This is a genomic window from Kitasatospora sp. NPDC085879 (assembly GCF_040686255.1).
Taxonomy (GTDB): Bacteria; Actinomycetota; Actinomycetes; order Streptomycetales; family Streptomycetaceae; genus Kitasatospora.
Genome location: NZ_JBFBJZ010000021.1, coordinates 35,825 through 60,004, shown reverse-complemented (window position 1 = coordinate 60,004; position 24,180 = coordinate 35,825). Strand labels below are relative to the sequence as shown.

At 73.0% G+C, this 24,180-nt stretch carries 20 protein-coding genes; 15 read left to right on the top strand and 5 right to left on the bottom strand.

From position 1 onward, the window contains the following. Positions 1-11: 11 nt before the first annotated feature. Entirely contained in the window at positions 12-932 is a 921-nt protein-coding gene (locus tag AB0P35_RS18015; RefSeq protein ID WP_363511686.1) for an ABC transporter ATP-binding protein, read from the bottom strand. 165 nt (positions 933-1,097) lie between these two features. On the opposite strand from AB0P35_RS18015, the gene AB0P35_RS18010 reads away from it, so the two are divergent. The 9 genes from AB0P35_RS18010 (at position 1,098) to AB0P35_RS17970 (ending at position 8,917) form a co-directional block, all read left to right on the top strand. Beyond that, positions 1,098-1,952, top strand: coding sequence for a helix-turn-helix domain-containing protein (locus AB0P35_RS18010; protein WP_095872754.1), 855 nt, complete (start codon positions 1,098-1,100; stop codon positions 1,950-1,952). Then, positions 1,945-3,357 carry a Fe-S cluster assembly protein SufB gene (sufB, locus tag AB0P35_RS18005; protein ID WP_095872753.1) on the top strand — a complete coding sequence of 471 codons (1,413 nt, stop codon included), beginning with the start codon at positions 1,945-1,947 and terminating at the stop codon, positions 3,355-3,357. Before AB0P35_RS18010 ends, sufB begins: the two co-directional genes overlap by 8 nt. Positions 3,358-3,411: 54 nt before the next feature. Beyond that, positions 3,412-4,647 carry a Fe-S cluster assembly protein SufD gene (gene sufD, locus AB0P35_RS18000; protein WP_363511683.1) on the top strand — a complete coding sequence of 412 codons (1,236 nt, stop codon included), beginning with the start codon at positions 3,412-3,414 and terminating at the stop codon, positions 4,645-4,647. Next, entirely contained in the window at positions 4,644-4,961 is a 318-nt protein-coding gene (locus tag AB0P35_RS17995; RefSeq protein ID WP_095872751.1) for a bifunctional 3-phenylpropionate/cinnamic acid dioxygenase ferredoxin subunit, read from the top strand. The genes sufD and AB0P35_RS17995 overlap by 4 nt, the downstream gene beginning before the upstream one ends. Positions 4,962-4,967: 6 nt before the next feature. Then, entirely contained in the window at positions 4,968-5,732 is a 765-nt protein-coding gene (gene sufC / locus AB0P35_RS17990) for a Fe-S cluster assembly ATPase SufC (protein ID WP_095872750.1), read from the top strand. Then, positions 5,729-7,003: a cysteine desulfurase gene (locus AB0P35_RS17985; RefSeq protein WP_363511681.1), complete on the top strand. Its 1,275-nt coding sequence runs from the start codon at positions 5,729-5,731 to the stop codon at positions 7,001-7,003. Before sufC ends, AB0P35_RS17985 begins: the two co-directional genes overlap by 4 nt. Positions 7,004-7,012: 9 nt before the next feature. Next, positions 7,013-7,465 carry a Fe-S cluster assembly sulfur transfer protein SufU gene (gene sufU, locus AB0P35_RS17980; protein WP_095872749.1) on the top strand — a complete coding sequence of 151 codons (453 nt, stop codon included), beginning with the start codon at positions 7,013-7,015 and terminating at the stop codon, positions 7,463-7,465. Between the two features lie 80 nt (positions 7,466-7,545). Continuing rightward, on the top strand, positions 7,546-7,878 hold the full coding sequence (locus AB0P35_RS17975; protein WP_095875384.1) for a metal-sulfur cluster assembly factor: 333 nt from the start codon (positions 7,546-7,548) through the stop codon (positions 7,876-7,878). A gap of 217 nt (positions 7,879-8,095) precedes the next feature. Further along, positions 8,096-8,917, top strand: coding sequence for a DUF4389 domain-containing protein (locus AB0P35_RS17970; RefSeq protein ID WP_363511764.1), 822 nt, complete (start codon positions 8,096-8,098; stop codon positions 8,915-8,917). On the opposite strand, the gene AB0P35_RS17965 is transcribed toward AB0P35_RS17970, so the two are convergent. Further along, positions 8,812-10,149 carry an MFS transporter gene (locus AB0P35_RS17965; protein ID WP_363511678.1) on the bottom strand — a complete coding sequence of 446 codons (1,338 nt, stop codon included), beginning with the start codon at positions 10,147-10,149 and terminating at the stop codon, positions 8,812-8,814. The genes AB0P35_RS17970 and AB0P35_RS17965 overlap by 106 nt on opposite strands. A gap of 365 nt (positions 10,150-10,514) precedes the next feature. Here AB0P35_RS17965 and AB0P35_RS17960 point away from each other — a divergent pair, with 365 nt between their 5' ends. Then, complete coding sequence (locus tag AB0P35_RS17960; RefSeq protein ID WP_363511676.1) at positions 10,515-12,158, top strand: hypothetical protein; 1,644 nt, start codon at positions 10,515-10,517, stop codon at positions 12,156-12,158. 23 nt (positions 12,159-12,181) lie between these two features. Here AB0P35_RS17960 and AB0P35_RS17955 read toward each other — a convergent pair whose 3' ends face one another. Continuing rightward, positions 12,182-12,637, bottom strand: a complete 456-nt coding sequence (locus AB0P35_RS17955; RefSeq protein ID WP_095872745.1) for a VOC family protein — start codon at positions 12,635-12,637, stop codon at positions 12,182-12,184. 183 nt (positions 12,638-12,820) lie between these two features. On the opposite strand from AB0P35_RS17955, the gene AB0P35_RS17950 reads away from it, so the two are divergent. Next, positions 12,821-13,984: a hypothetical protein gene (locus tag AB0P35_RS17950; RefSeq protein WP_363511674.1), complete on the top strand. Its 1,164-nt coding sequence runs from the start codon at positions 12,821-12,823 to the stop codon at positions 13,982-13,984. Positions 13,985-14,176: 192 nt separating this feature from the next. Then, positions 14,177-15,631: an alkaline phosphatase PhoX gene (locus tag AB0P35_RS17945; RefSeq protein ID WP_363511672.1), complete on the top strand. Its 1,455-nt coding sequence runs from the start codon at positions 14,177-14,179 to the stop codon at positions 15,629-15,631. A gap of 83 nt (positions 15,632-15,714) precedes the next feature. On the opposite strand, the gene AB0P35_RS17940 is transcribed toward AB0P35_RS17945, so the two are convergent. Further along, positions 15,715-17,328, bottom strand: a complete 1,614-nt coding sequence (locus AB0P35_RS17940) for a helix-turn-helix domain-containing protein (RefSeq protein WP_363511670.1) — start codon at positions 17,326-17,328, stop codon at positions 15,715-15,717. Between the two features lie 171 nt (positions 17,329-17,499). On the opposite strand from AB0P35_RS17940, the gene pruA reads away from it, so the two are divergent. Both pruA and AB0P35_RS17930 read left to right on the top strand, forming a co-directional pair. After that, a complete protein-coding gene (pruA, locus tag AB0P35_RS17935) occupies positions 17,500-19,128 on the top strand; it encodes an L-glutamate gamma-semialdehyde dehydrogenase (protein WP_363511668.1) in 1,629 nt (542 codons plus the stop codon). Positions 19,129-19,217: 89 nt separating this feature from the next. Next, the gene (locus tag AB0P35_RS17930; RefSeq protein WP_095872740.1) at positions 19,218-20,147 is read left to right on the top strand and encodes a proline dehydrogenase family protein; all 930 of its coding nucleotides are present in this window, start codon (positions 19,218-19,220) and stop codon (positions 20,145-20,147) included. A gap of 171 nt (positions 20,148-20,318) precedes the next feature. Here the strand turns inward: AB0P35_RS17930 and AB0P35_RS17925 are convergent, their stop codons facing one another. Beyond that, on the bottom strand, positions 20,319-21,521 hold the full coding sequence (locus AB0P35_RS17925; RefSeq protein ID WP_363511762.1) for a TerD family protein: 1,203 nt from the start codon (positions 21,519-21,521) through the stop codon (positions 20,319-20,321). A gap of 165 nt (positions 21,522-21,686) precedes the next feature. On the opposite strand from AB0P35_RS17925, the gene pepN reads away from it, so the two are divergent. Next, positions 21,687-24,173, top strand: a complete 2,487-nt coding sequence (gene pepN, locus AB0P35_RS17920) for an aminopeptidase N (protein ID WP_363511666.1) — start codon at positions 21,687-21,689, stop codon at positions 24,171-24,173. The last annotated feature ends 7 nt before the right edge of the window (positions 24,174-24,180 follow it).

The following is a 24,180-nucleotide window of genomic DNA, read 5'->3' as shown; positions in this document are numbered from 1 at the left end:
CGAGTAGTCGGTCACGAGCGCAGCTCCCGTCCGGTCAGCTCCAGGAAGACGTCCTCCAGGCTGCGCCGCTGCACGGCCAGCCCCTCCGGCATCACACCGGCCTCGGCGCACCAGGCGGTGACGGCGGCCAGCAGCTGCGGGTCGACCGGGGCGTCCACCCGGTACGCGCCGGGGGCGGCCTCGACGGCCACCGCGCCAGCCGGCAGCACGGCCCGCAGCCCGGTGAGGTCCAGGCCGCCGGGCGCGCCGAAGCGGACCCCGTCCTCGGCCCGGCAGAGCTCGGCGGGGGAGCCGGTGGCGACGACCCGGCCGTGGTCGACGATGACGACCTCGTCGGCGAGCTGCTCGGCCTCGTCCATGTGGTGGGTGGTGACCGCCACGGTCACCCCGTCGGCGCGCAGCTCGCGGACCAGCTCCCAGGTGGCGCGGCGGGCCTGCGGGTCGAGGCCGGCCGTGGGCTCGTCCAGGAAGACCAGTTCGGGGCGGCCGACCACGGCCATGGCGAGTGCGAGGCGCTGCTGCTGGCCGCCGGAGAGCCGGCGGTAGGCGGTGCGCCCGCAGGAGCCGAGGCCGAGGCGCTCGACCAGCCCGGGCACGTCCAGCGGGTCGGCGTACAGCTTCGCGGTGTGCTGCAGCATCTCGATCGCGCGGGCGCCCGGGTAGACGCCACCCGACTGGAGCATCACGCCGATCCGCGGGCGCAGTGCGGCGCCGTCGGCGACCGGGTCGAGGCCGAGCACCCGGACGGTGCCGGCGTCGGGCCGGCGGTAGCCCTCGCACATCTCGATCGTGGTGGTCTTGCCGGCGCCGTTCGGGCCGAGGACGGCGGTGACGGTGCCGCGGGCCATGGTGAGGTCGAGGCCGTCGACGGCCGTCTTCTCGCCGTAGCGCTTGACCAGCCCGGCCACCTCTACGGCGGGTTCGAGTCGCATACCGGCGAGTGTAAGAGGGCTGCCGACCAGCTCCGGACACCGCCCCGGACCTCTCGCCGCCCCAGGCCAGGTAAGGCTTACCTGCGTGATTGAGGACACCGTTGAGGCGTGGATCACGGCTTGTTCCATCGGAACGAATTACGCAACAATGGTGTTGTGAAAAACATGCGCGAGCACTCCGCACAGGACGGGGCGGCCGAGACGGCCCCCGGCTGCGCCGTGCCCGCGACAGCGACGGAGGTCCTGCTGGAGGGCCATCGGGCGACCCGGGACCGGGTCGCCCGCTCGGTCCTGGACCACGGTCCGTCCTCCGCCGCCGACCTGGCCAGCCGCCTCGGGCTGACCGCGGCCGCCGTCCGCCGCCACCTGGACTCGCTGGCCGCCGCCGGCCTGGTCGAGTCCCGTGAGCAGCGGGTGTACGGCAGCCGTGGCCGCGGCCGGCCGGCCAAGGTCTTCGCTCTCACCGAGTCCGGCCGGGACGCCTTCTACCAGGCGTACGACCAGCTCGCCGCCGACGCGCTGCGCTGGATCTCGGAGTCGGTGGGCGGCGGCACGGCGGGCGAGGAGGCGGTCGCCGCCTTCGCCCGGGCCCGCTTCGCCAAGCAGGGCCAGAAGTACCTGAGCAGCCTGGAGCGGGCCGCTGCGGGCCACCGCGCCGAGGCGCTCGCGGAGGCGCTGAGCGCCGACGGGTACGCTGCCACGGTGCGGCGGGTGCCGTCCGCGGCCGCCGCCAAGGCCCCCGCGGGAGCCCAGCTCTGCCAGCACCACTGCCCGGTCGCGCACATCGCCGAGCAGTTCCCGCAGCTCTGCGAGGCCGAGACCGAGGTCTTCTCGCAGCTCCTGGGCACCCATGTGCAAAGGCTGGCCACGATCGCCCACGGCGACGGGGTCTGCACCACCTATGTGCCGGCATCCGGTGCCGCACCGTCGTCCGCCGAGCGGGCGCCCGGTGCCGTGCCGACTGCCGGTACGTCCCCCAATGAAACGGCTCGTCCGCGCGGAGGAACCTCGCATGACTGACATCGCACACCCCGAGCTCGAAGGCCTGGGCACCTACGAGTACGGCTGGGCCGACTCCGACGAGGCCGGCGCGGTTGCCAAGCGCGGTCTCAGCGAGGAGGTCGTGCGCGACATCTCGGCGAAGAAGAACGAGTCCGAGTGGATGCTGAACCTGCGTCTCAAGGGCCTGAAGCTCTTCGGCAAGAAGCCCATGCCGACCTGGGGCTCCGACCTGTCGGGCATCGACTTCGACAACATCAAGTACTTCGTGCGCTCCACCGAGAAGCAGGCCGAGTCCTGGGAGGACCTGCCCGCCGACATCAAGGCGACGTACGACAAGCTGGGCATCCCGGAGGCGGAGAAGCAGCGCCTGGTCGCCGGTGTCGCCGCCCAGTACGAGTCCGAGGTCGTCTACCACCAGATCCGCGAGGACCTGGAGCAGCAGGGCGTCATCTTCCTGGACACCGACACGGCGCTGCGCGAGCACCCGGAGCTCTTCAAGGAGTACTTCGGCACCGTCATTCCGGTGGGTGACAACAAGTTCGCCTCGCTGAACACGGCCGTGTGGTCGGGCGGCTCGTTCATCTACGTGCCGAAGGGCGTGCACGTCGACATCCCGCTGCAGGCCTACTTCCGGATCAACACCGAGAACATGGGCCAGTTCGAGCGGACGCTGATCATCGTCGACGAGGACGCCTACGTCCACTACGTCGAGGGCTGCACCGCGCCGATCTACTCCTCCGACTCGCTGCACTCCGCGGTCGTGGAGATCATCGTCAAGAAGGGCGGCCGCTGCCGCTACACGACCATCCAGAACTGGTCGAACAACGTCTACAACCTGGTCACCAAGCGCGCCGTGGCGTACGAGGGCGCGACCATGGAGTGGGTCGACGGCAACATCGGCTCCAAGGTGACCATGAAGTACCCGGCGGTCTACCTGATGGGCGAGCACGCCAAGGGCGAGACGCTCTCCATCGCCTTCGCCGGCGAGGGCCAGCACCAGGACGCGGGCGCCAAGATGGTGCACATGGCGCCGCACACCTCGTCGTCCATCGTCTCCAAGTCGGTGGCCCGCGGCGGCGGCCGCACCTCGTACCGCGGCCTGATCGAGATCGGCGAGGGCTCGCACGGCGCCAAGTCCAACGTGCTCTGCGACGCGCTGCTGGTCGACACGATCTCCCGCTCGGACACCTACCCGTACGTCGACGTCCGCGAGGACGACGTCTCCATGGGCCACGAGGCGACGGTCTCCAAGGTCAGCGAGGACCAGCTCTTCTACCTGATGAGCCGCGGCATGACCGAGCAGGAGGCCATGGCGATGATCGTCCGGGGCTTCGTCGAGCCCATCGCGCGCGAGCTGCCGATGGAGTACGCGCTGGAGCTCAACCGGCTGATCGAGCTGCAGATGGAGGGCGCGGTCGGCTGACGCCCCACCGCCCCCGTCCGTCCCGTATCCCAGGAAGAGAGCACTACGACAGCCATGGCTGACGTCAACACCCCTAGCGGTGCCACCACCGCCGGTTCGATCGAGGTCGGCACCGCCGGCACCGGCGCGCAGCTGGCCGGCCCCGGTACCGGCCGCACCGCCGTGCAGCAGCCGATCGACGCCCGCGTCGCGGTCAAGCCGTCCTACGACGTGAACGACTTCCCCGTGCCGACCGGGCGCGAGGAGGACTGGCGGTTCACCCCGCTGCACCGCCTGAACGGCCTGCACGACGGCACCGCCGCCGAGGGTGCCACCGGCCAGGACAAGCTGGAGCTGGCGCTGCCGGACGGCGTCACCGCCGAGACCGTCGGCCGGGACGACGCCCGTCTGGGCGCCGCCGGCAAGCCGGTCGACCGGGTCGCCGCCCAGGCGTTCAGCGCCTTCGAGCAGGCCCTGGTGGTCACCGTCGCCAAGGAGCAGGTGCTCACCGAGCCGGTGAGGATCGACGTGCACGGCGAGGGCGGCGTCCGCTTCGCCCACGTGGTCGTCGACGTCAAGCCGTTCGCCGAGGCCGTCGTGGTGATCAACCACACCGGCACCGGCACCCGCGCCGCCAACGTCGAGCTGCTCGTCGGCGAGGGCGCCAAGCTGACCTTCGTCTCCGTCCAGGACTGGGAGCGCGACGCGGTGCACGCCGCCCAGCACTCCGCCCTGGTCGGCCGCGACGCCACCTTCAAGTCCGTCGTGGTCACCTTCGGCGGCGACCTGGTCCGCATCCACCCGCGGGTGGTCTACGCCGCCTCCGGCGGCGAGGCCGAGCTGTTCGGCCTGTACTTCGCCGACGCCGGCCAGCACCTGGAGCACCGTCTGGTCATCGACCACGACACCCCGCACTGCCGCTCCAACGTGGTCTACAAGGGCGCCCTGCAGGGCCAGGACGCGCACGCGGTCTGGGTCGGCGACGTGCTGATCCGCGCCGCCGCCGTCGGCACCGACACCTACGAGCACAACCGCAACCTGGTGCTCACCGACGGCGCCCGGGTCGACTCGATCCCGAACCTGGAGATCGAGACCGGCGAGATCGTCGGCGCCGGCCACGCCTCCGCGACCGGCCGCTTCGACGACGAGCAGCTGTTCTACCTGCAGGCCCGCGGCATCCCGGCCGACGAGGCCCGCCGCCTGGTGGTCCGCGGCTTCTTCGCCGAGCTCGTCCAGCAGATCGGCGTCGCCGAGATCCAGGACCACCTCATGGAGAAGATCGAGGCCGAGCTGGAAGCGACGGTCGCATGAGTTTCCTCCGTGCGTGCTCGCTGAGCGACCTGGCCGAGGACGTCCCTCGCCGGGTCGAGCTCAACGGTGTCGCCGTGTCGGTGGTCCGCACCGACGAGGGCGTGTTCGCCGTCAACGACACCTGCTCGCACGCCAACGTCTCGCTGTCCGAGGGCGAGGTCGAGGACTGCATGATCGAGTGCTGGCTGCACGGATCGAGCTTCGACCTGCGCACCGGCAAGCCGTCCGGGCTGCCCGCCACCAAGCCGGTCGCCGTCTACCCCGTAAAGATCGAAGGGGACGATGTGCTCGTCTCCGTCAACCAGGAGTCCTGAGTACACATGGCAACGCTTGAAATCCGCGACCTGCACGTCTCCGTCGAGGCCGAGTCGGGCCCCCGCGAGATCCTCCGCGGCGTCGACCTGACCGTGAAGCAGGGCGAGACCCACGCCATCATGGGCCCCAACGGCTCCGGCAAGTCCACCCTCGCCTACTCGCTGGCCGGGCACCCGAAGTACACCGTGACCAGCGGCTCGGTGCTGCTGGACGGCGAGGACGTGCTGGCGATGTCCGTCGACGAGCGGGCCCGCGCGGGCGTCTTCCTGGCCATGCAGTACCCGGTCGAGGTCCCCGGCGTCTCCGTCTCCAACTTCCTGCGCACCGCCGCCACCGCCGTCCGCGGCGAGGCCCCCAAGCTGCGCCTCTGGGTGAAGGAGGTCAAGGAGGCCATGGCCGCGCTCCAGATGGACCCGTCCTTCGCCGAGCGCAACGTCAACGAGGGCTTCTCCGGCGGTGAGAAGAAGCGGCACGAGATCCTCCAGCTGGAGCTCCTCAAGCCGAGGATCGCGATCCTCGACGAGACCGACTCGGGCCTGGACGTCGACGCGCTGCGCGTCGTCTCCGAGGGCATCAACCGGGTCCGCTCGACCGGCGAGGTCGGCACCCTGCTGGTCACCCACTACACCCGCATCCTGCGGTACATCAAGCCCGACTACGTCCACGTCTTCGCGGCCGGTCGCATCGTCGAGTCCGGCGGTGCCGAGCTGGCCGACAAGCTGGAGGAAGAGGGCTACGAGAGCTACGTGAAGGGCGGCGCTTCCGAGTGACGACGACTCATACCGGCTCGGCGCTGACCGGGCTCCTCGACACCGACGCGATCCGCAAGGACTTCCCCGTCCTGCAGCGCCTGCTGCACGACGACAAGCCGCTGGTCTACCTGGACAACGCGGCCACCTCGCAGAAGCCGCGTCAGGTGCTGGAGGCGCTGAACGCGTACTACGAGCAGCACAACGCCAACGTGCACCGCGGTGTGCACGTGCTGGCCGAGGAGGCCACGGCGCTGTACGAGGGCGCCCGCGACAAGGTCGCGGCCTTCGTCAACGCGCCGAGCCGGGACGAGGTGATCTTCACCAAGAACGCCTCGGAGTCGCTCAACCTGGTCGCCAACATGCTCGGCTGGGCGGACGAGCCCTACCGCGTCGACGCGGACGCCGAGATCGTGATCACCGAGATGGAGCACCACTCCAACATCGTGCCGTGGCAGCTGCTCTCGCAGCGCACCGGCGCGAAGCTGAAGTGGTTCGGGCTGACCGACGAGGGCCGGCTCGACCTGTCGAACATCGACGAGCTGATCACCGAGAAGACCAAGGTGGTCTCCTTCACCCTGGTCTCCAATCTGCTGGGCACGTTCAACCCGGTCGAGACGATCGTCCGCAAGGCCCAGTCGGTCGGCGCCCTGGTCGTGATCGACGCCTCGCAGGCCGCCCCGCACATGGTGCTGGACGTGCAGGCGCTGGAGGCCGACTTCGTCGCCTTCACCGGCCACAAGATGCTGGCCCCGACCGGCATCGGCGTGCTGTGGGGCCGTCAGGAGCTGCTGGAGGACCTCCCGCCGTTCCTGGGCGGCGGCGAGATGATCGAGACCGTCACGATGGGCTCGTCCACCTACGCCCCGGCGCCGCACAAGTTCGAGGCCGGCACCCCGCCGATCGCCCAGGCCGTCGGCCTCGGCGCGGCCGTCGACTACCTGTCGGCCATCGGCATGGCGAAGATCGCCGCGCACGAGCACGCGATCACCGAGTACGCGATCGAGCGCCTGCTGGAGGTCCCGGACCTGCGGATCATCGGCCCGCGCACGGCCGTGGACCGCGGTGCCGCGATCTCCTTCACGCTCGGCGACATCCACCCGCACGACGTCGGCCAGGTGCTCGACGAGCAGGGCATCGCCGTGCGCGTCGGCCACCACTGCGCGCGGCCGGTCTGCCTGCGGTACGGAGTTCCGGCGACCACCAGGGCGTCGTTCTACCTGTACTCGACGCCGGCCGAGGTCGATGCGCTGATCGACGGCCTGCACCACGTCCGCAACTTCTTCGCCTGAGGTGACGGGATGAAGCTCGACTCGATGTACCAGGAGATCATCCTGGACCACTACCGCAACCCCCACGGCAAGGGGCTGCGGGCAGGCGACGCCGAGGTCCACCACGTCAACCCGACCTGCGGCGACGAGATCACCCTGCGGGTGAAGCTCGACGGCGCCACCGTGGCGGACGTCAGCTACGAGTCGCAGGGCTGCTCGATCAGCCAGGCCAGCGCCTCGGTGCTGAACGACCTGGTGGTCGGCAAGACCGTCGGCGAGGCCCAGGCCGTCCAGGAGGCCTTCCTGGCACTGATGCAGAGCAAGGGCCAGGGCGAGGGCGACGAGGAGGTGCTGGAGGACGCGGTCGCGTTCGCCGGCGTCTCCAAGTACCCGGCCCGGGTCAAGTGCGCCCTGCTCAGCTGGATGGCCTGGAAGGACGCCACCGCCAAGGCCCTGGGCGAGCAGCCCGCCATCAACGACTGAAACGGACGGACTCTCCCATGAGTGACAGCGAGACCCCGGCCGAGCAGGCCGCCGAGCCGACGGCCGAGGCCACCGAGGGCATGGTGGGCTTCACCAGCGTCGGTACGGTGTCCGTCGAGGACCTCCACGAGGCCCTGATGGACGTCGTCGACCCCGAGCTCGGCATCGACGTGGTCAACCTCGGCCTGATCTACGGTCTCCACATCGACGAGGACGACGTGGCGACCGTCGACATGACGCTCACCTCGGCGGCCTGCCCGCTGACCGACGTCATCGAGGACCAGGCGAAGACCGCCACCGACGGCCTGGTCAAGGACCTGCGGATCAACTGGGTCTGGATGCCGCCGTGGGGCCCCGACAAGATCACCGACGAGGGCCGCGACCAGCTCCGCGCTCTCGGCTTCAACGTCTGAGCCCCGCCCGGACGCCTTCCGCCGCCCCCGTCCCGCTCGCCGGGCCGGGGGCGGCGTCCGTGTCCCGGCGGACCCGGCACCCCCCGGCTTTGCGCCGTACGGGTCCCGGCAGGTGTCGGCGACCGTTCGGACCGGGAATGTCATCCCCTCGTCCGCACCGGTCGAGGTCAGGGAGCACAGCGTGGCGACGGACGGTTGGCAGGTCCCCCAGGGCAGCATGCCGCTGGAATTCCTTCCCGAGCTGGACGTCCCGGAGGCCGCACAGCAGCGCCGCTGGACGATCCTGTTGCGCTGGCTGCTGCTGATCCCGCAGTTCATCGTGGTGTGGGTGCTGTCGGTGCTGGCGATCCCGGCCGTCATCGTGGGCTGGTTCGGCGCCCTGTTCATGGGCCGGCTGCCCGAGCCGATCGAGGAGTACCTCTCCGGCTTCGTCGCCTGGGACACCCGGGTGCGGGCCTCCGCGATGCTGCTGGTCGACGACTACCCGCCGTTCGCGTGGCGGCCCGAGGACTACCCCGTCCGGGTGGAACTGCGGCCCGGCGAACTGAACCGGCTCGCCGTGTTCTTCCGCCTGATCCTGATGATCCCCGCGGCGATCGTGCAGGGCCTGGTCGTCACCGGCTGGTACGCCGTCTCCTTCATCGTCTGGCTGATCGCGCTGATCCTCGGCCGGATGCCCGATCCGCTGTTCGGCGCGACCGCCGCGACCCTGCGCTACGCGATGCGCTTCAGCGCCTACGTGCTGATGCTCACCTCGGCCTACCCCAAGCGCCTCTTCGGCGACGACGGGCTGCCGCCGGTGGCGGCAGCCCGTTCCGCGACCCGCCCGCTGATCCTCTCGGGCGGCGGCAAGGCGCTGGTCGTGGTCTTCCTCGTGCTCGGCCTGATCGGCGGGATCTCCCGGACCTTCGTGGACTACGACGACGACAACGGCTACTCGCTGCGCCCGCCCGGCCGCACCAGCACGGCCGCCGCCAGCCCCAGGCAGACCGTCGCCGCCACCGCCGCGAACCCGCTCACCGCGGGCAGCAGGCCGTAGCGCTGGGTCAGCCAACCGACCACCACGATCGGCAGCGAGCTGCCCAGGTAGACGATCACCCACAGCGCGGACAGCTCGCTGCCCCGGCGCTCCGGGTCCATCGCCGCGACCGCGGAGGTGAACAGCGACCGGAACGCCACACCCTGGCAGGCCCCGCCCAGCACACTGCCGATGAACAGCAGCGCCGGCGTGCCGGAGTAGCCCGCGGCCACCACCAGCGCCAGGCCCGCCGCCAGACCGGCCAGACCCGCCGCGATCACCGGTCGGTCGGCGGTCGGCGGCACCAGCAGCTGCGCCGCGGCGGAGGAGCCCAGCAGCAGCGCGGCCACCACCGCGCCGGTCAGGTGCGAGTCCGAGTGCAGCAGCCGGGCCGCGAAGGCCGGCGCCAGCGACAGGTACACCCCGAACACCGCGTACGAGACGAAGCCCGCGCCGGCCGCCAGCAGGAAGGTCCGGCGGCCCCGGCGCGGCAGGCGCAGCCGCTGCGGCCGCAGGTGGGCCGGCGTGGTGATGCGCGGCGGCGCGGCCGGCGGGCGCTCCCGGCCGGGCATCCGCGGGTGCACCACCGCCAGCGGCACGCACAGCGCGAGCAGCGCCAGCGCGTGCAGCACGAAGGGCGTCAGCAGCGGGTGCGCGCCGGTGGACAGGCTCGCCCCGACCACCGGGCCGATCGCCACGCCGCCCGCCGAACAGGCCAGGGTCAGCTTCGCGGCCAGCGAGGGGCGGTCCGGCAGCAGGTCGCCGAGGGCCGCCCCGGCGGCGCCGGTCGACAGGCCGACCGCCACACCCTGGACGGCGCGGCCCGCCACCAGCAGGGCGAAACCGTGTGCGTTGGCGAACATCAGGTCGCCGACCGCGGCCAGGCCCACCGCCGGCAGGATCAGCGCCCGCCGGCCCAGGTGGTCCGACCAGTGGCCGACCACCGCGAGCACCGGGACGAGCGCGAACACGTACACCGTGAACAGCACGGTGGTGTGCAGCGGCGTCAGACCGAGCTGCCGCTGCAGCACGGGGTAGATCGGCGTGGCCAGATTGGCGCCGATCAGCAGGAGGAGCAGGGCGCCGGCCACCAAGCCGACGCGGATGCCGCGCAGCGCGTTCCAGCGGCTGATCGCGGCGAGCCGGAGCTGCGCGCGCGGCGCGAGTTCCGGGGAGAGCAGGGCCTCCGACAGTCGGCGCCCGGGAAACTGCGTGGAGCGCAGGCCGGGGCCGGCGGGGGAGAGGTCCGCCATGGCAGGGGTCTCCTGTGGCCGGGCACCACCGGGGCCGACGGGGCCAGGGGTGGCGGCCGCGGTGCGGAGCCCGGGTGGCGCGGTGTGCGTGCGGGGTCCTCCGACCCGTGGTCGGGAGCGGAGGGGGGAGGGCTTCGTTGCCCGAGGGGCCGGCGCGGGGTGTGCGCGGCGCCCGCAGCAGTTTACGCGCCCGGGCGGGCCCGCCTTGCCGCCCGGACCCCCGGCGACCCGCTGTTTTCCGTCACACCCCGGACGGCGCGCGCCGCGCGGGCACAGCGGCGGGGCGCCCCGCCCGATACGCTGAGTGGATGGGCCGACACGCGACGGCCCGGGCCCACCACAGCCACCACGGGAGATCGCCAACGATGGCCGGACGACGCCGCAACACCCCTGACCACTCGGCCGGTGCCGGGCAGGCGGCACCCGCCGAGAGCCTGCTGCCCGCCGACTACGACCTGGCCGAGCTGTACGGGGCGGGCGGCCGCGACGAGGACGACGAGGACCTCGATGACACCGCGGTGCTCGTCCCGCCGATCGCGCTGCCCCCCGAGGAGGAGCTTGCCGCCGCCGCGCTGGCCGTCCCGCTGATCGGCCGGGCGGTCAAGCTCGCACGGTGGGCCGCCCCGCACCGGGTCGTCGACGAGTTCGGCGACCTCGTGGAGGACGACCGCGGGCCGGCCGCCCGGCTGCTCGGCCTCGCCCCGGAGGAGGGCGAGGTGCCCGAGGAGTCGGTGGTCGAGGTGCTGCGTGCCTGGTCGCTGGCGTGCGACCTGGATCTGGTCGAACTCGGCACCACCCAGGCCGGCGAGCACGTCGCCGTGCCCATGGAGGAGGTGGCCGACGCCGAGGCCGGCGACCCGTCCACCGTCCTCGACCTGTGGCTCACCGCGGCCGGCATCGTCCGCGAGCTCGCCGTCGACACCGACCTGCTCGACGTCGAGGGCGAGGCCCCCGAGGGCGGGGAGGAGGACACGGAGGCCGTGGAGAGCGGGCTCGCCGAGGTCGAGGAGGCCAGCGAGGCCGCCGCCGAGCTGCTCGACGAGGCGCTGCAGGTGCTGTACGAGCTGACGGCCTTCGCCGAGCCCGGCGAGGAGACCGTGCCGCTCGGCGTCCTCGCCGCGCTGCTGGTCGTCCCCGAGGGGGAGGAGCCGGACGAGGAGATGCTCGGCCAGATCACCGACCTCATGGTCGAACTCGACCCGATGCTCGCCGACCTGGCCGAGCTCGGTCTGGTCGAGCACCGGCCGATCGACCCGGAACTCTTCGAGGAGGAAGAGGAAGCGGAGGAGGGCGCCGAGGCCGCCGCCGAGCCCGGCGCCGAACCCACCGATGAGGACGCCGCCCGCTTCGGCCTCGTCCGGCTCACCCCGCTCGGCCAGTACGGCGTCCGCGAGTGGCTGCTCGCCGACGGCTACGACGCGCCGCTGATCGGCGACCTCGCCCAGGGCGACGCCGCCGCGCTGCTGCGCGGCCTCTCCGAGTCCCCGAACGTCCTGCCCGAGCGGGAGATCCACGTCTGGCTGGCCCGCCGCGAGGCGACCGCCGCCGCCCGGGAACTGCTCGTCGCCTCGCGCGGCCTCGACGCGTACAGCCCGGTGCGGCGGATGTACACCGCGGCGGCCCTCGCCGGACTGGGCGAGGAAGGCGACACCGCCCTCGCCGAGGTCGTCGACGACCCCGAGCTCGGCGGGCTCGCCCGGGAGCTGCTGCGCGTCCACGGCCACGACATCGCCGCCCCCGAGCGGTCGGTCTCCCTCTGGCGGACCGTCGACCACTTCTCCGCGGTGCTGCTCGCCGGGCGCGGCGACGCCGCCCAGCTGCGCGAGCTGGTCGCCTCGCTGCCGGTGACCGACAACCCGGCCTCCTACTTCGGCGAGCTCTGGCGGGTGCCGCACCCCTACACCGCGCAGGTCCTCGACACCGTCGGCGAACTCCACACCGACCGCCAGGTCGCCAAGGAGGCCCGCAAGGCCGCCTTCAAGGCCAAGTCCCAGCAGGGCCACGGCTGACGGCACCGGCGGGCGCCCCCGGCCTACGGCAGGTCGAGGCTGCCGTCCTCGGTGAAGGGGAAGAAGGGGTTGTGGGCCAGCTCCCAGAGGTGGCCGTCCGGGTCCTCGAAGTAGCCGGAGTAGCCGCCCCAGGAGGTGGCGGCCGGGGGCTTGACCACGGTGGCGCCGGCGGCGACGGCGGTGGCCAGCGCGGCGTCCACCTTGGCCGGGGACTCCAGGTTGACGGCCAGCGTCACACCGCGGAAGGACGGCTCGCCGGCCGCCGGCACCCCGGCGTCGGCGGCCAGTTCCTCGGTGGGGAAGAGCCCGAGGACCGAGTCGGCGGTGCGGAACCAGACGATCTCCGGGCTGGACGCGGCCGAACGGCGCCAGCCGAGCGCCTCGTAGAAGGCGGTGGACCGGCCCAGGTCGGTGACCCCGAGCGTGACGATGCTGATCCGGGCCGGGAAGTCGGTGGTCGAGTCGGTGGTCGATGTCATGCCGCTCAGGGTAGGCAGCCCCGCCGACAAACGCCCCGGGTCCGCGTGCGGTCGGCGGGTCGTGCGGCCTGATGGCCTGCCAGGCGGGCCGACCCGTATCGTGGGGCGGACGCGGTGCGGTGGTCGGGTCGGCGCCCGGCGGCCGCCGCGGACGGCGCGGCGAGGACCGGGGGTGCGGCCAGCATGACGAGACAGGGTCCGATCGGGCCCCACGGCCCCGAGGACGCCCCGGCCGACCCCGCCGCGGCCGAGCAGGCCGGGCAGGCGGCGCAGGGCCGGCACGCCGGGCCCGCCGAGCACGAGGCGAACGACCGGCGGGTGCTGGCCGCCGCGGACTTCCCGCTGTACGCCGCCGGCCCGGCGGGCGGCCGCGACTGTCTGGCGGGCTACGAGGTGCTCGACGGCCGGCTCCGCTGGGTCGAGCTGCGCTCCGGGGACTGGAGCCGCCCGCAGGGCCCGTACGTCTCGGTGCGCACCCACCTCACCGCGGATCCGGCCGGGCGGCCGCTGCCCGACCCGGAGGACCTGGTCGAGGACGAACGCGACCGCCTCTACGACCAGTTGGAGATCGACGAGGGCGACGGGCCGGGGCTGACCAGGGCGCTGCGCGGCTGGATCTCCGTCGACGGCGAGCCCTGCCCGGTGGAGATCCACGAGGACCGCCGGCCGGTCGGCCCGGACGGCGCGGAGGTCGGCGCTCCGGTGTGGGTCGGGCGGCTTCAGCTGGACGGCGTCGCCGTCGCCGTCACCGCGCGGGGGCTGCCGCCGGCCGGGGTCGAGCTGCGCCGGGTCGCGGACGTCGAGCCCTTCGTCCGCGGCCGCACCGCCCTGGCCCGTGAACTGACGGAGCGTCAGTGGCGACGCTCCGTGCCGGTGGAGGATCGCGAGCTGCCGCGGGCGGTCGGAATGGAGGCGCACCGGGCGGTCGTCGAGCACAGCATCCAGGAGGCGATCGCCATGGAGGCGCAGCTGTGCTCGCGGCGCGCCGGCCGGATCCCGCGCCGACTGCGCGGCGAGGCCGGGGCGGAGCGCTGGGAGGCGGCGGTGCGGCAGCAGATGCGGCTGGCGTCGGAGAGCCGCCACGAGGCGGTCGAGGCGGTCTCCGCGATGGTCAATCAGCTGACCAGACTGGCGCAGCGGACGGACTGGCTGGTGGGGACGGCGGAGGGGGAGGCGGCGGTCGGGGAGTCCGTCCGCTACACCGTCTTCGCGAGCGAGGTGCCGAGCCTGTCGGCGCAGCGGGCCTGGGAACGGCTGTGGGCGGGCGGCGTCCCGGGCGGCGCGGACGGCGCCGAGGAGGCGTGGCTGGAGGCCTGGGAGGACTGGCGGCTGCTGCGCCGCGGCTGAGGGCGTGGACGAAGGACGCACGTGCCGGAAGGGCCTGACGGCACGGAAGGTGAAGAGCAGGTCATGGGTTCGCATGAGGACGGCAAAACACCACCCGGCCGCAGCCCCTGATTCATGCCGGGTTCACCCGCCGCGAAGAGTCTGGCGCGCGTTGCCCGCCCCACCCCAGCTCGCACCCTCAGGAGTGACGCCATGTCGCTGTCCCGCCGGGACTTCGTGAACCGCTCGACCATGCTCGGGGCCGGTGTCCTCATCGCCGGCAGCGCCGAGGTGCTGGCCACCGCCCCCGGCGCGATCGCGGCCCCGCTCGGCGGCGACGCCCCTGCGGCCGAGAAGGGTGCGCACACCGCGCTCGGCTACGGCCCGCTGGTCTCCGACCCGGAGGGCGTCCTGGCCCTGCCCAAGGGCTTCAAGTACCGGGTCATCACCTACACCGGGAAGACCACCCTGGTCACCGGCGAGTCGACGCCCAGCAACCACGACGGCACGGCGGCCTTCCCCGGCCGGCACGGCGCCACCCTGCTGGTGAACAACCACGAGCTGAAGGGCAAGCGCAGCAGCTGGCCGCACCCGGTGCCGCTGCTGGAGGGCCACGTCTACGACCCGGGCGCGGCCGGCGGCTGCACCGTCGTCGAGGTCGCCAAGCACGGCAAGCAGGTCCGCGAGTGGGTCGGTATCGCCGGCACCTCCACCAACTGCGCGGGCGGCGCCACCCCGTGGGGCACCTGGCTGTCCGGCGAGGAGACCGAGGACCGGGCCGGCCAGAACGGCATGACCAAGGACCACGGCTACATCTTCGAGGTCGACCCGTACGACCAGGACGCCAACCGCGACCCGAAGCCGATCAAGGCGTTCGGCCGCTACCCGCACGAGGCGGTCGTGGTCGACCCCCGGCGCGGCCACGTCTACCTGACCGAGGACGCCTCCGGCCCGAACGGCCTGCTCTACCGCTGGACCCCGCCGGCCGGCTTCCACCACGGCCGCGGCAAGCTGCGCACCCTGGCCGACGACGCCGGTGTGCTGGAGGCCTTCAAGTGCTTCGACTCGCACGGCAAGCTGGTCGACGACCTGTCCCGCGCGACGACGATCGGCACCACCTACGGCGTGGACTGGGTGAAGGTGCCGGACCGCGACGCGAAGACGGTCTCCGTCCGCAAGCAGTTCAAGGACGGCGAGGTCACCCGCTCCCGCAAGCTGGAGGGCATGTGGTGGGGTGACGGCGGCACCTACTTCGTGGCGAGCTACGCCCGCGAGGAGAGCCCGGTGCAGCACGACGGCCAGGTGTGGTTCTACAACCCGGCCCGCCGCACCGTCACCCTGAAGGTGCTGCTCGGCGTCAACAAGGACGTCTGGGCGGACAACGGCAACTTCGACGGCCCGGACAACATCACCGTCTCCCCGCACGGCGGCCTGGTGATCGCCGAGGACGGCGAGGGCCAGCAGCACCTGTTCGGCACGACGGACGAGGGCCGGACCTTCCCGATCGCCCGCAACGAGCTGAACCTCGGCACCGCGGAGAAGCCGGAGTACAGCGAGTTCACCGGTGTCACCTTCTCGGCCGACGGTGAGACGCTGTTCGCCAACATCCAGGAGCCGGGCATCATGCTCGCCATCACCGGTCCGTGGCACCGCCTGCGCCGCCACTGACCGCCCCCGGCCCCGGACGGACCGGGGAGCCGGCCAGCCCCCTGTGCGCTTCCCGTCCGTGCGCTGCCCGTCGTCGACGCCCGTCAGGTGTCCTCGGCGGGCAGCCGCAGTTGCAGCATCGCCAGCAGCCGCTGCTGCGGCTGGGCGAGGTCGAGACCGGTGAGCTGCTCGGCCCGGCGGACCCGGTAGCGCAGGGTGTTCGGGTGGATGTGCAGGGCGTCCGCGGCGACCCGTACCTCGCCGAGCGCGTCCAGCCAGGCGAGCACCGACTCGGCGAGCCGGGTGCCGTGCTTCCGGTCGTACTCGGCCAGCTCGGTGAGCCGCGGGTCGCGCAGATGGGCGTGCTCCAGCAGCAGCGCCAGCACCTCGCTGACCAGCACCTCCGCCTGGACGTCGGCGAGTGCCGCGACCTGGTGCGCCACCCCGCCGCGGACCATCGCGTCCAGGATGCGGTCGGCCTGCGCCCGGGACTCGGTCACCCGGGCGAGCCCGTCCACGGTGGAGCCGATCGCCGCCCGCAGCCGCACCCCGAGGTGCTCGTGGGCCGCGTCGACGACCTCCTGGGCCCAGCCGCGCAGGGTGGCCGCGGGCAGGGCGGGCGGCAGCTCGGGCAGCAGCACGTACACCCGGGACTCGATCGGGGCGAGCAGCGCCCCGCGGTGCCGTGCCGCGGCGTGCACCGAGATCAGACCGGTCACCTCGGCCCGGGTGAGTTCGAGGTCGGTGCCGTCGTCGGCGGAGTCGGCGGCGTACGCGAGGACGGTCGCCGGGCGGCGCAGGCCGAGGCCGAGATGGGTGGCCAGCGACTGCGGGCCGGTGGAGCCCTCCAGCAGGCCGGTCAGCAGGGTGCGGGTCAGCCGGACGTCCGCGGACAGCTCGCGGCGCCGCCGGACCAGCTGCCCGGCCGCCACCCGGGCGGCGCCGACCAGCGCCTGCCCGGCCTGCTCGGCCAGCGGCCGGCCGCTCTCCTGCACCCAGATGGTGCCCAGCGGCTGGGCGCCGGCCCGGATGCCGATGGCGAGGCGGCGGCGGATGCCGAGGTCCGCGTGGGCCTCGATCTCGAGCACCGCGTCGGAGCCGCGCAGATGCTGGAAGACGCCCCACTCGCGGAGCTTGGACAGGTACGGCTCCGGGCCCTGCCAGCCGAGGATGGACAGCCGCCGCAGGTCGTCCAGCTCGTCGGAGTCGGAGGAACGGGAGTAGGCGAGCACCCGGCTGGAGGTGTCCTCGATGGTGACCACGCCGTGGGTCAGCACGGCCACCGTCTGGGCGAGCGAGAACAGGTCGCCGACGTTCGGCTCGGCGGACTCCGGGGTGTCCGGGCCCGCGATCAGCATCCGGGCGAGCCCGTCCAGGTGCTCCCAGCGGGTCTCCGGACGGACCGACAGCAGCGCCACCCCGGCCTCGGCGGCGGCCTCGCGCAGCGCGTCGGGGACACCGCCCGCGTCGAGCTTGACGGCGACCGCGGCGGCCCCGCCCCGGCCGGCCGCGCGCAGCACCGGCAGCGCGGCCCGGCCGCGCACCCCGATCGCCAGCACCAGCTCGCCGGGGCCGGCCGCGGGCGGCTCCTCCGGGTCGAGGATCGCCACGTCGCGCACCGGCACGTCCAGGCCGGCCGGGGCGGCCTGCAGCTCGACCAGCGGCTCGCCCAGCGACATCAGCAGCTGCCGCAGCGGCAGGCCGGGGGCTGCGGTCATCGGGCGGCGGCCTTCGGCCGGTCGGCGGGTCTGTTCACACGTACAAGGGTATCGGCCGCACTTTGGCGGCCTGGCCAATCAAGCGGCCCCCGGCCGCGGCATAGCGTGTGTACATGGCCGACGTGCGACCCCCGCCGGCCGACCCATGACGAGAAGGAGAGCGTGCGCGCCATGGATGCTGTGACCCAGGTCCCCGCGCCGGTGAACGAGCCGGTCCACAGCTACGCCCCCGGCAGCCCGGAACGGGCCCGCCTGGAGGCCAAGCTGAAGGAGCTGGGTGGCCAGGAGCCGCTCCAGCTCACCATGACGATCGGCGGCGAGCACCGGATGGGCGGCGGCGACGAGATCCACGTCGTCCAGCCGCACAACCACGCCGCCCGCCTCGGCACCCTGCGCAACGCGACCCGCGAGGACGCGCAGGACGCCGTCGAGGCCGCCCTCGCCGCTGCCCCCGCGTGGCAGGCGCTCTCCTTCGACTCCCGCGCCGCGATCTTCCTGCGGGCCGCCGACCTGCTGGCCGGCCCCTGGCGCGAGACCCTGGCCGCCGCCACCATGCTCGGCCAGTCCAAGACCGCCCAGCAGGCCGAGATCGACACCCCCTGCGAGCTGGTCGACTTCCTGCGCTTCAACGTGCACTTCGCCCGGCAGATCATCTCCGAGCAGCCGATCTCCTCGGACGGCGTGTGGAACCGCAGCGACCACCGCCCGCTGGAGGGCTTCGTCTACGCGATCACCCCGTTCAACTTCACCGCGATCGCCGGCAACCTGCCGACCGCGCCCGCGCTGATGGGCAACGTGGTGATCTGGAAGCCGTCCCCGACCCAGCAGTTCGCCGCGCACTACCTGATGCAGCTGCTGGAGGCCGCCGGCCTGCCCAAGGGCGTCATCAACATGGTCACCGGCGACGGCCTGGCCGTCTCCGAGGTCGCCCTCAAGCACCCGGCGCTCGCCGGCATCCACTTCACCGGCTCCACCGCGACCTTCCAGCACCTGTGGCGTGAGGTCGGCACCAACATCGCCGGCTACCGCACCTACCCGCGGATCGTCGGCGAGACCGGCGGCAAGGACTTCCTGGTCGCCCACCCGTCCGCCGACAAGGCCGTGCTGAAGACCGCGATGACCCGCGGCGCCTTCGAGTTCCAGGGCCAGAAGTGCTCCGCCCTGTCGCGTGCCTACGTCCCGGCCTCGCTCTGGGCGCAGATCAAGGACGACTTCCGCGACGAGGTCGAGTGGCTCACCATGGGCGACGTCAGCGACCTGTCCAACTTCATGGGCGCCGTCATCGACGACCGGTCCTTCGCCAAGAACAAGGCCGCCATCGACCGCGCCAAGGCCGACCCGACGGTCGAGGTCCTGGCCGGCGGCAGCTACGACGACTCGGTCGGCTACTTCGTCCGCCCGACCGTCCTGGTCTGCCAGGACCCGGCGAGCGAGTACTTCCGCGACGAGTACTTCGGCCCGATCCTCGCCGTGCACGTCTACGAGGACGACACGTACGACGAGATGCTCGCGCAGATGGAGTCCGTCGCCGCGTACGCCCTGACCGGCTCGATCATCTCCCAGGACCGCGAGGCCGTGCAGCACGCCATGGGCGTCCTGCGGCACGCCGCCGGCAACTTCTACATCAACGACAAGCCGACCGGCGCCGTCGTCGGCCAGCAGCCCTTCGGCGGCGGCCGCGCCTCCGGCACCAACGACAAGGCCGGCGCCAAGCAGAACCTGATGCGCTGGACGTCCACCCGCTCCATCAAGGAGACGTTCGTCCCGCCGACGGACTACCGCTACCCGCACATGGGCTGACACCCCGTCGCACCCCGGTGCGGCGGCCCCCACCCCGGGCCGCCGCACCACCCTCTCCACCACTCCGGAAGAAAGCCCAGGAGTCACCGATGCTCCGTTCCGCCCTCCTCGCAGCGTCCCGCTCCCCGCAGGTGCGCACCGTCGTCGAGAAGTTCCCGCCGACCCAGGCCATCGTCAAGCGCTTCGTCGCCGGCGAGACCCTGCAGCAGGGCATCGACGCCACCACCGAACTCGTGGCCAGCGGCCGCAAGGTGACCCTGGACCACCTCGGCGAGGACACCCGGGACGCCACCCAGGCGGCGGGCACCGCGGAGGCGTACGAGCACCTGCTGGCCGCCCTCAAGGAGACCGGCCTCGCCGCGAACGCCGAGGTCTCGGTCAAGCTCTCGGCGGTCGGCCAGTTCCTCCCGGCGGACGGCGAGAAGATCGCGCTGGAGAACGCCCGGCGGATCTGCGAGGCCGCGGCCGCGGCCGGCACCACGGTGACCCTCGACATGGAGGACCACACCACCACCGACTCCACGCTGGAGATCGCCCGCGAGCTGCGCGCCGACTTCCCGTGGCTCGGCGTCGTCCTCCAGGCGTACCTGCGCCGCACCGAGGCCGACTGCCGCGACCTCGCGCACGCCGGCTCACGCGTCCGCCTCTGCAAGGGTGCCTACAAGGAGCCCGAGTCGGTCGCCTTCCAGGGCAAGGAGCAGGTCGACCTCGCCTACGTCCGCGCGCTCAAGATCCTCATGGGCGGCGAGGGCTACCCGATGATCGCCAGCCACGACCCGCGCATGGTCCGCATCGCAGGCCAGCTCGCCGAGTGGAACAAGCGCGACACCGACAGCTTCGAGTACCAGATGCTGCTCGGCATCCGCCCCGAGGAGCAGCTGCGCCTCGCGGAGGAGGGCAACACCATGCGCGTCTACCTGCCCTACGGCCAGGAGTGGTACGGCTACTTCATGCGCCGCCTGGCCGAGCGCCCGGCCAACCTGACCTTCTTCCTGCGCGCCATGGCCACCCGCGGCTGATCGCACCGTCTGCCGCGGGGATGCAGGACCGACCGGCAATCGGGGGGTGGGTGGAGCAGCCGCTCAGGCGAGAGCCACGGCGGCGCGACGCCCGGCCCGATCGCCGGTCGGTCCAAGGAGGGGACGGGCGTGTGGGCGCCCGTCCCCTCCGTCGTCGTTCCGGGCCCGGGCCTAGAGCATCCGGGCGGCCGGGTCGACCATGCCGCGGGCGGTCTTGGAGTCGACGTACTCGCCGAGGGCGGTCATCACCCACTCGCCGGAGAACTGGCGGACCAGCTTGCACATGGCGACACCGGTGCGCGCCTCGGCGTGGGTCAGGTCGAAGCGGACCAGCTCCTGGCCGCTGCCGGCGTCCAGCAGGCGGCAGTAGGCGTTCTTGACGTCGGTGAACTTCTGGCCGGAGAAGGAGTTGACGACGAAGACCAGGCCGCACACCTCGGGCGGCAGGCCGTCCAGGTGGACGGTGATGGACTCGTCGTCGCCCGCGCCGGCGCCGGTCAGGTTGTCGCCGGAGTGCGCGATCGCGCCGTTGAAGATCGAGAGCTTCATGAACCAGGCGGTCTCGATCTTCTTGCGCTGGGCGTCGAAGGCGATGCACGAGGCGTCCAGGTCGACGTTGCGGCCGCGCCCGGCCGGCTCCCAGCCGAGGCCCATCCGGACGGCGGACAGGAACGGCTTGCCACCCTTCTCCAGCGAGACCGAGCCGCCCTTGGCGAGGCTGACCCGGCCCTTGTCCAAGGTCACCTTGGTCATCGAAGGAACGGAGGGGGCGGCGGCCGGGGGAGCGGGCGGGGCGGCCGGCGGCGGGGGCACGTCCGACTTCTGCATCGCCTGGACGGGCGGCGCCGCGGGCACCGGCGGGGCGGCCGCGGCCGGCCCCGGATCCTCGACCGAGACGCCGAAGTCGGTGGCGATGCCGGCCAGCCCGTTGGCGTAGCCCTGGCCCACCGCACGGACCTTCCACGCGCCGCCGCGGCGGTACACCTCGACGACGACCAGCGCCGTCTCGCTGCTCAGCTGCGGCGGGGTGAAGGTGACCAGCACCTCGCCGCTGCCGGCGTCCCGCACGGTGGCGGTGGGCTCGGTGCCGGCGAAGGTCGCCCCGGCCTCGTCCAGGCTGGCGGTCACCACGATCTTCTCGATGCCGGCCGGCACCGCCGAGGTGTCCACGGTGATCGCGTCCGGCGTGCCGGCGGAGGCCGGGCGGTGCGTCACCCCGGGCCCGTTCGGGGCGTTGAAGAAGACGAAGTCGTCGTCCGAACGGACCTTGCCGGCCTCGGTCAGCAGCAGGCCGGAGACGTCCAGCGCCTTGGGCGCCGTCACCTCGACCGTCACCCGGGCGGCGTTGAGTGGGGCGTTGCCGCCCTGGGTCAGGACCGTGGTCACGGTGCTCCTCCTCGCTGCTCGCGGCGTCCGGGGCTCTCCCCGGACACCCTAGGGCACCCCGGCCGCCGGACCGCGGGTGACCCGCTGTCAGCCGCGTCCCGCTGTCGGAGAACAAGGCTTGTGGTGCCCGCCCGGCTGGGAAAGCATGCTGGAATGCCAGCTCTGCAACGTTCCGAGGCCGCCTACCGTGCCCAGCTGCTCGACGTGCGGTCGTACTCCGTCGACCTCGACCTCACCCGCGGCGAGAATCTGTTCCGCAGCACCACCGTGATCCGGTTCGGCTGCGCCGAGCCCGGGGCCGGCTCCTTCGTCGACCTCGCCCCCGCCGCGCTGCTGCGCGCCGAGCTCAACGGGCGGACGCTCGACCCCGCCGCCCTCGACGGCGGCCGCCTCGCGCTGCCCGGGCTGGCCGCCGAGAACGAGCTGCTGATCGAGGCCGACATGCACTACTCGCGGACCTGCGAGGGCCTGCACCGCTTCACCGACCCGGCCGACGGTGCCGGATACGTCTTCGCCAGCTGCGGCCCCGACCTGGCACCGCGGATGTTCGCCTGCTTCGACCAGCCCGACCTCAAGGCGCCGTTCACCTTCACCGTGACCGCCCCCGAGGACTGGACGGTGATCGGCAACGGCACCGCCGTACGGCTGCCCGACGGCCGCTGGGAGGTCGCCCCGGTCGGCCCGATCTCCACCTACCTGGTCACCGTGGTCGGCGGCCCGCTGCACGCGGTCCGCACCGAGCACGACGGGATCCCGCTCGGCCTGTACGCCCGCCGCTCGCTCGCCGCCGAGCTGGAACGGGAGGCCGAGGAGCTCTTCGAGGTCACCCGGGCCTCCTTCGACCGGCTGCACGGACTCTTCGACGAGCGCTACCCCTTCGGGAAGTACGACCAGGCGTTCGTCCCCGAGTTCAACTGGGGCGCCATGGAGAACCCGGGCTGCGTGGTCTTCCGCGACGAGATGCTGTTCCGCTCCGCGCCGACCGAGGCGCAGCGGGAGATGCGGGCCATGGTGGTCTGCCACGAGATGGCGCACATGTGGTTCGGCGACCTGGTCACCATGGCCTGGTGGGACGACCTGTGGCTGAACGAGTCCTTCGCGGAGATGCTCGGCTACCGGACGGCCGCCGACTCCACCCGCTTCACCGGTGCCTGGACCTCCTTCGCGGTCAAGCGCAAGGGCTGGGGCTACGACGCGGACCTGCGCGGCTCCACCCACCCGGTCGCGGCCACCGCGATGGGCTCGGTCGCCGAGGCGCTGGTCAACTTCGACGGCATCTCCTACGCCAAGGGCGCCTCCGCGCTGCGCCAGCTGGTGCACTGGCTCGGCGACGAGGCGTTCTTCGCCGGCCTCAACGCCTACTTCGCCAAGCACCGCCGGGGCAACGCCGACCTCGCCGACTTCCTGGCCGCGCTCGGCGCCGCCACCGACCGGGACGTGGCCGGCTGGGCCGAGGCCTGGCTGCGCACCAGCGGTGTCGACACCCTGCGCCTGGAGGTCGAGGCCGAGGGCGACACCCTCGCCTCCGTGGTGCTGGTCAACGACGGCACCCGCCCGCACCGGATCCGGGTCGGCGTGTACGACCGGGCCGGCGAGGCGGTGGTGCTGCGCGAGCGGATCGACGCGGACGTCGCCCCCGGCGGCCGCACCGTGCTGCCGGAGCTCGCAGGCGCGCCCCGCCCGGCCCTGCTGCTGCCCAACGACGGCGACCTCACCTGGGCGCTGATCCGCCTCGACGAGCACTCCGCCGCGACCGTCGGCGCCTCGCTCTCCCTGATCGAGGACGAGCAGGCCCGCGCGGTGCTCTGGGAGCACGCCCGCGACCTGGTGCGCTCCGCCGAGCTGCCGGCCGCCGGTTACCTGCGGCTGGTCGCCGACCACCTGCCCGCCGAGACGGCGGTGACGATCGTCGAGGCGGTGCTGAGGTTCGCCGCCGACCACGTCGTCGCCCGCTACCTCGGCCCGGCCGAGCGGGCCGCCGCGCTGGCCCTGCTCGGCGACACCGCCCGCGCCCTGCTGGCCCGGCCGGACGCCGGGGAGAGCCTGCGGATCGCCGCGCTGCGCGCCGTCGTCGCCACCGCCGCCGGCGAGGAGCGGCTCGCCGAGCTGGCCGACTGGCTGGACGGCCGCGACCTGCCCGGCGGGGTGCCCTTCGACGCCGACCTGCGCTGGTCGGCGCTGCTGCAGCTGGCCGCGGCCGGCGCGGTGGACGAGGAGCGGATCGCCGCGGAACTCGCCGCCGACCCCAGCAACACCGGCGAGCAGGGCGCCGCCAGGGCCCGGGCCGCACTGCCCGACCCGGCCGCCAAGGAGCGTGCCTGGCGGGCGCTGTTCACCCCGGACGGCCTCTCCAACCACCTGCTCGCCGCCACCGCGGAGGGCTTCTGGCGCTCCGGCCGTCCGGACCTCCAGCAGGCCTACGTGCGGCGGTACTTCGAGCAGATCCCGGCGGTGGGCGAGCGCGGCGGCGCGGTCGCCAAGGCGCTCGGCCTCTCGCTCTTCCCTGCGGGCCTGGCGCTGCCCGGCACCGTCCGGGCCGCCGAGGCCTGCCTGGCCCGTACCGACCTCACACCCACGCTGCGCCGGGTGCTCTCCGACGAGCTGGACGACCTGCGGCGGGCGCTCGCCCACCGGGCCTGACGGCCGG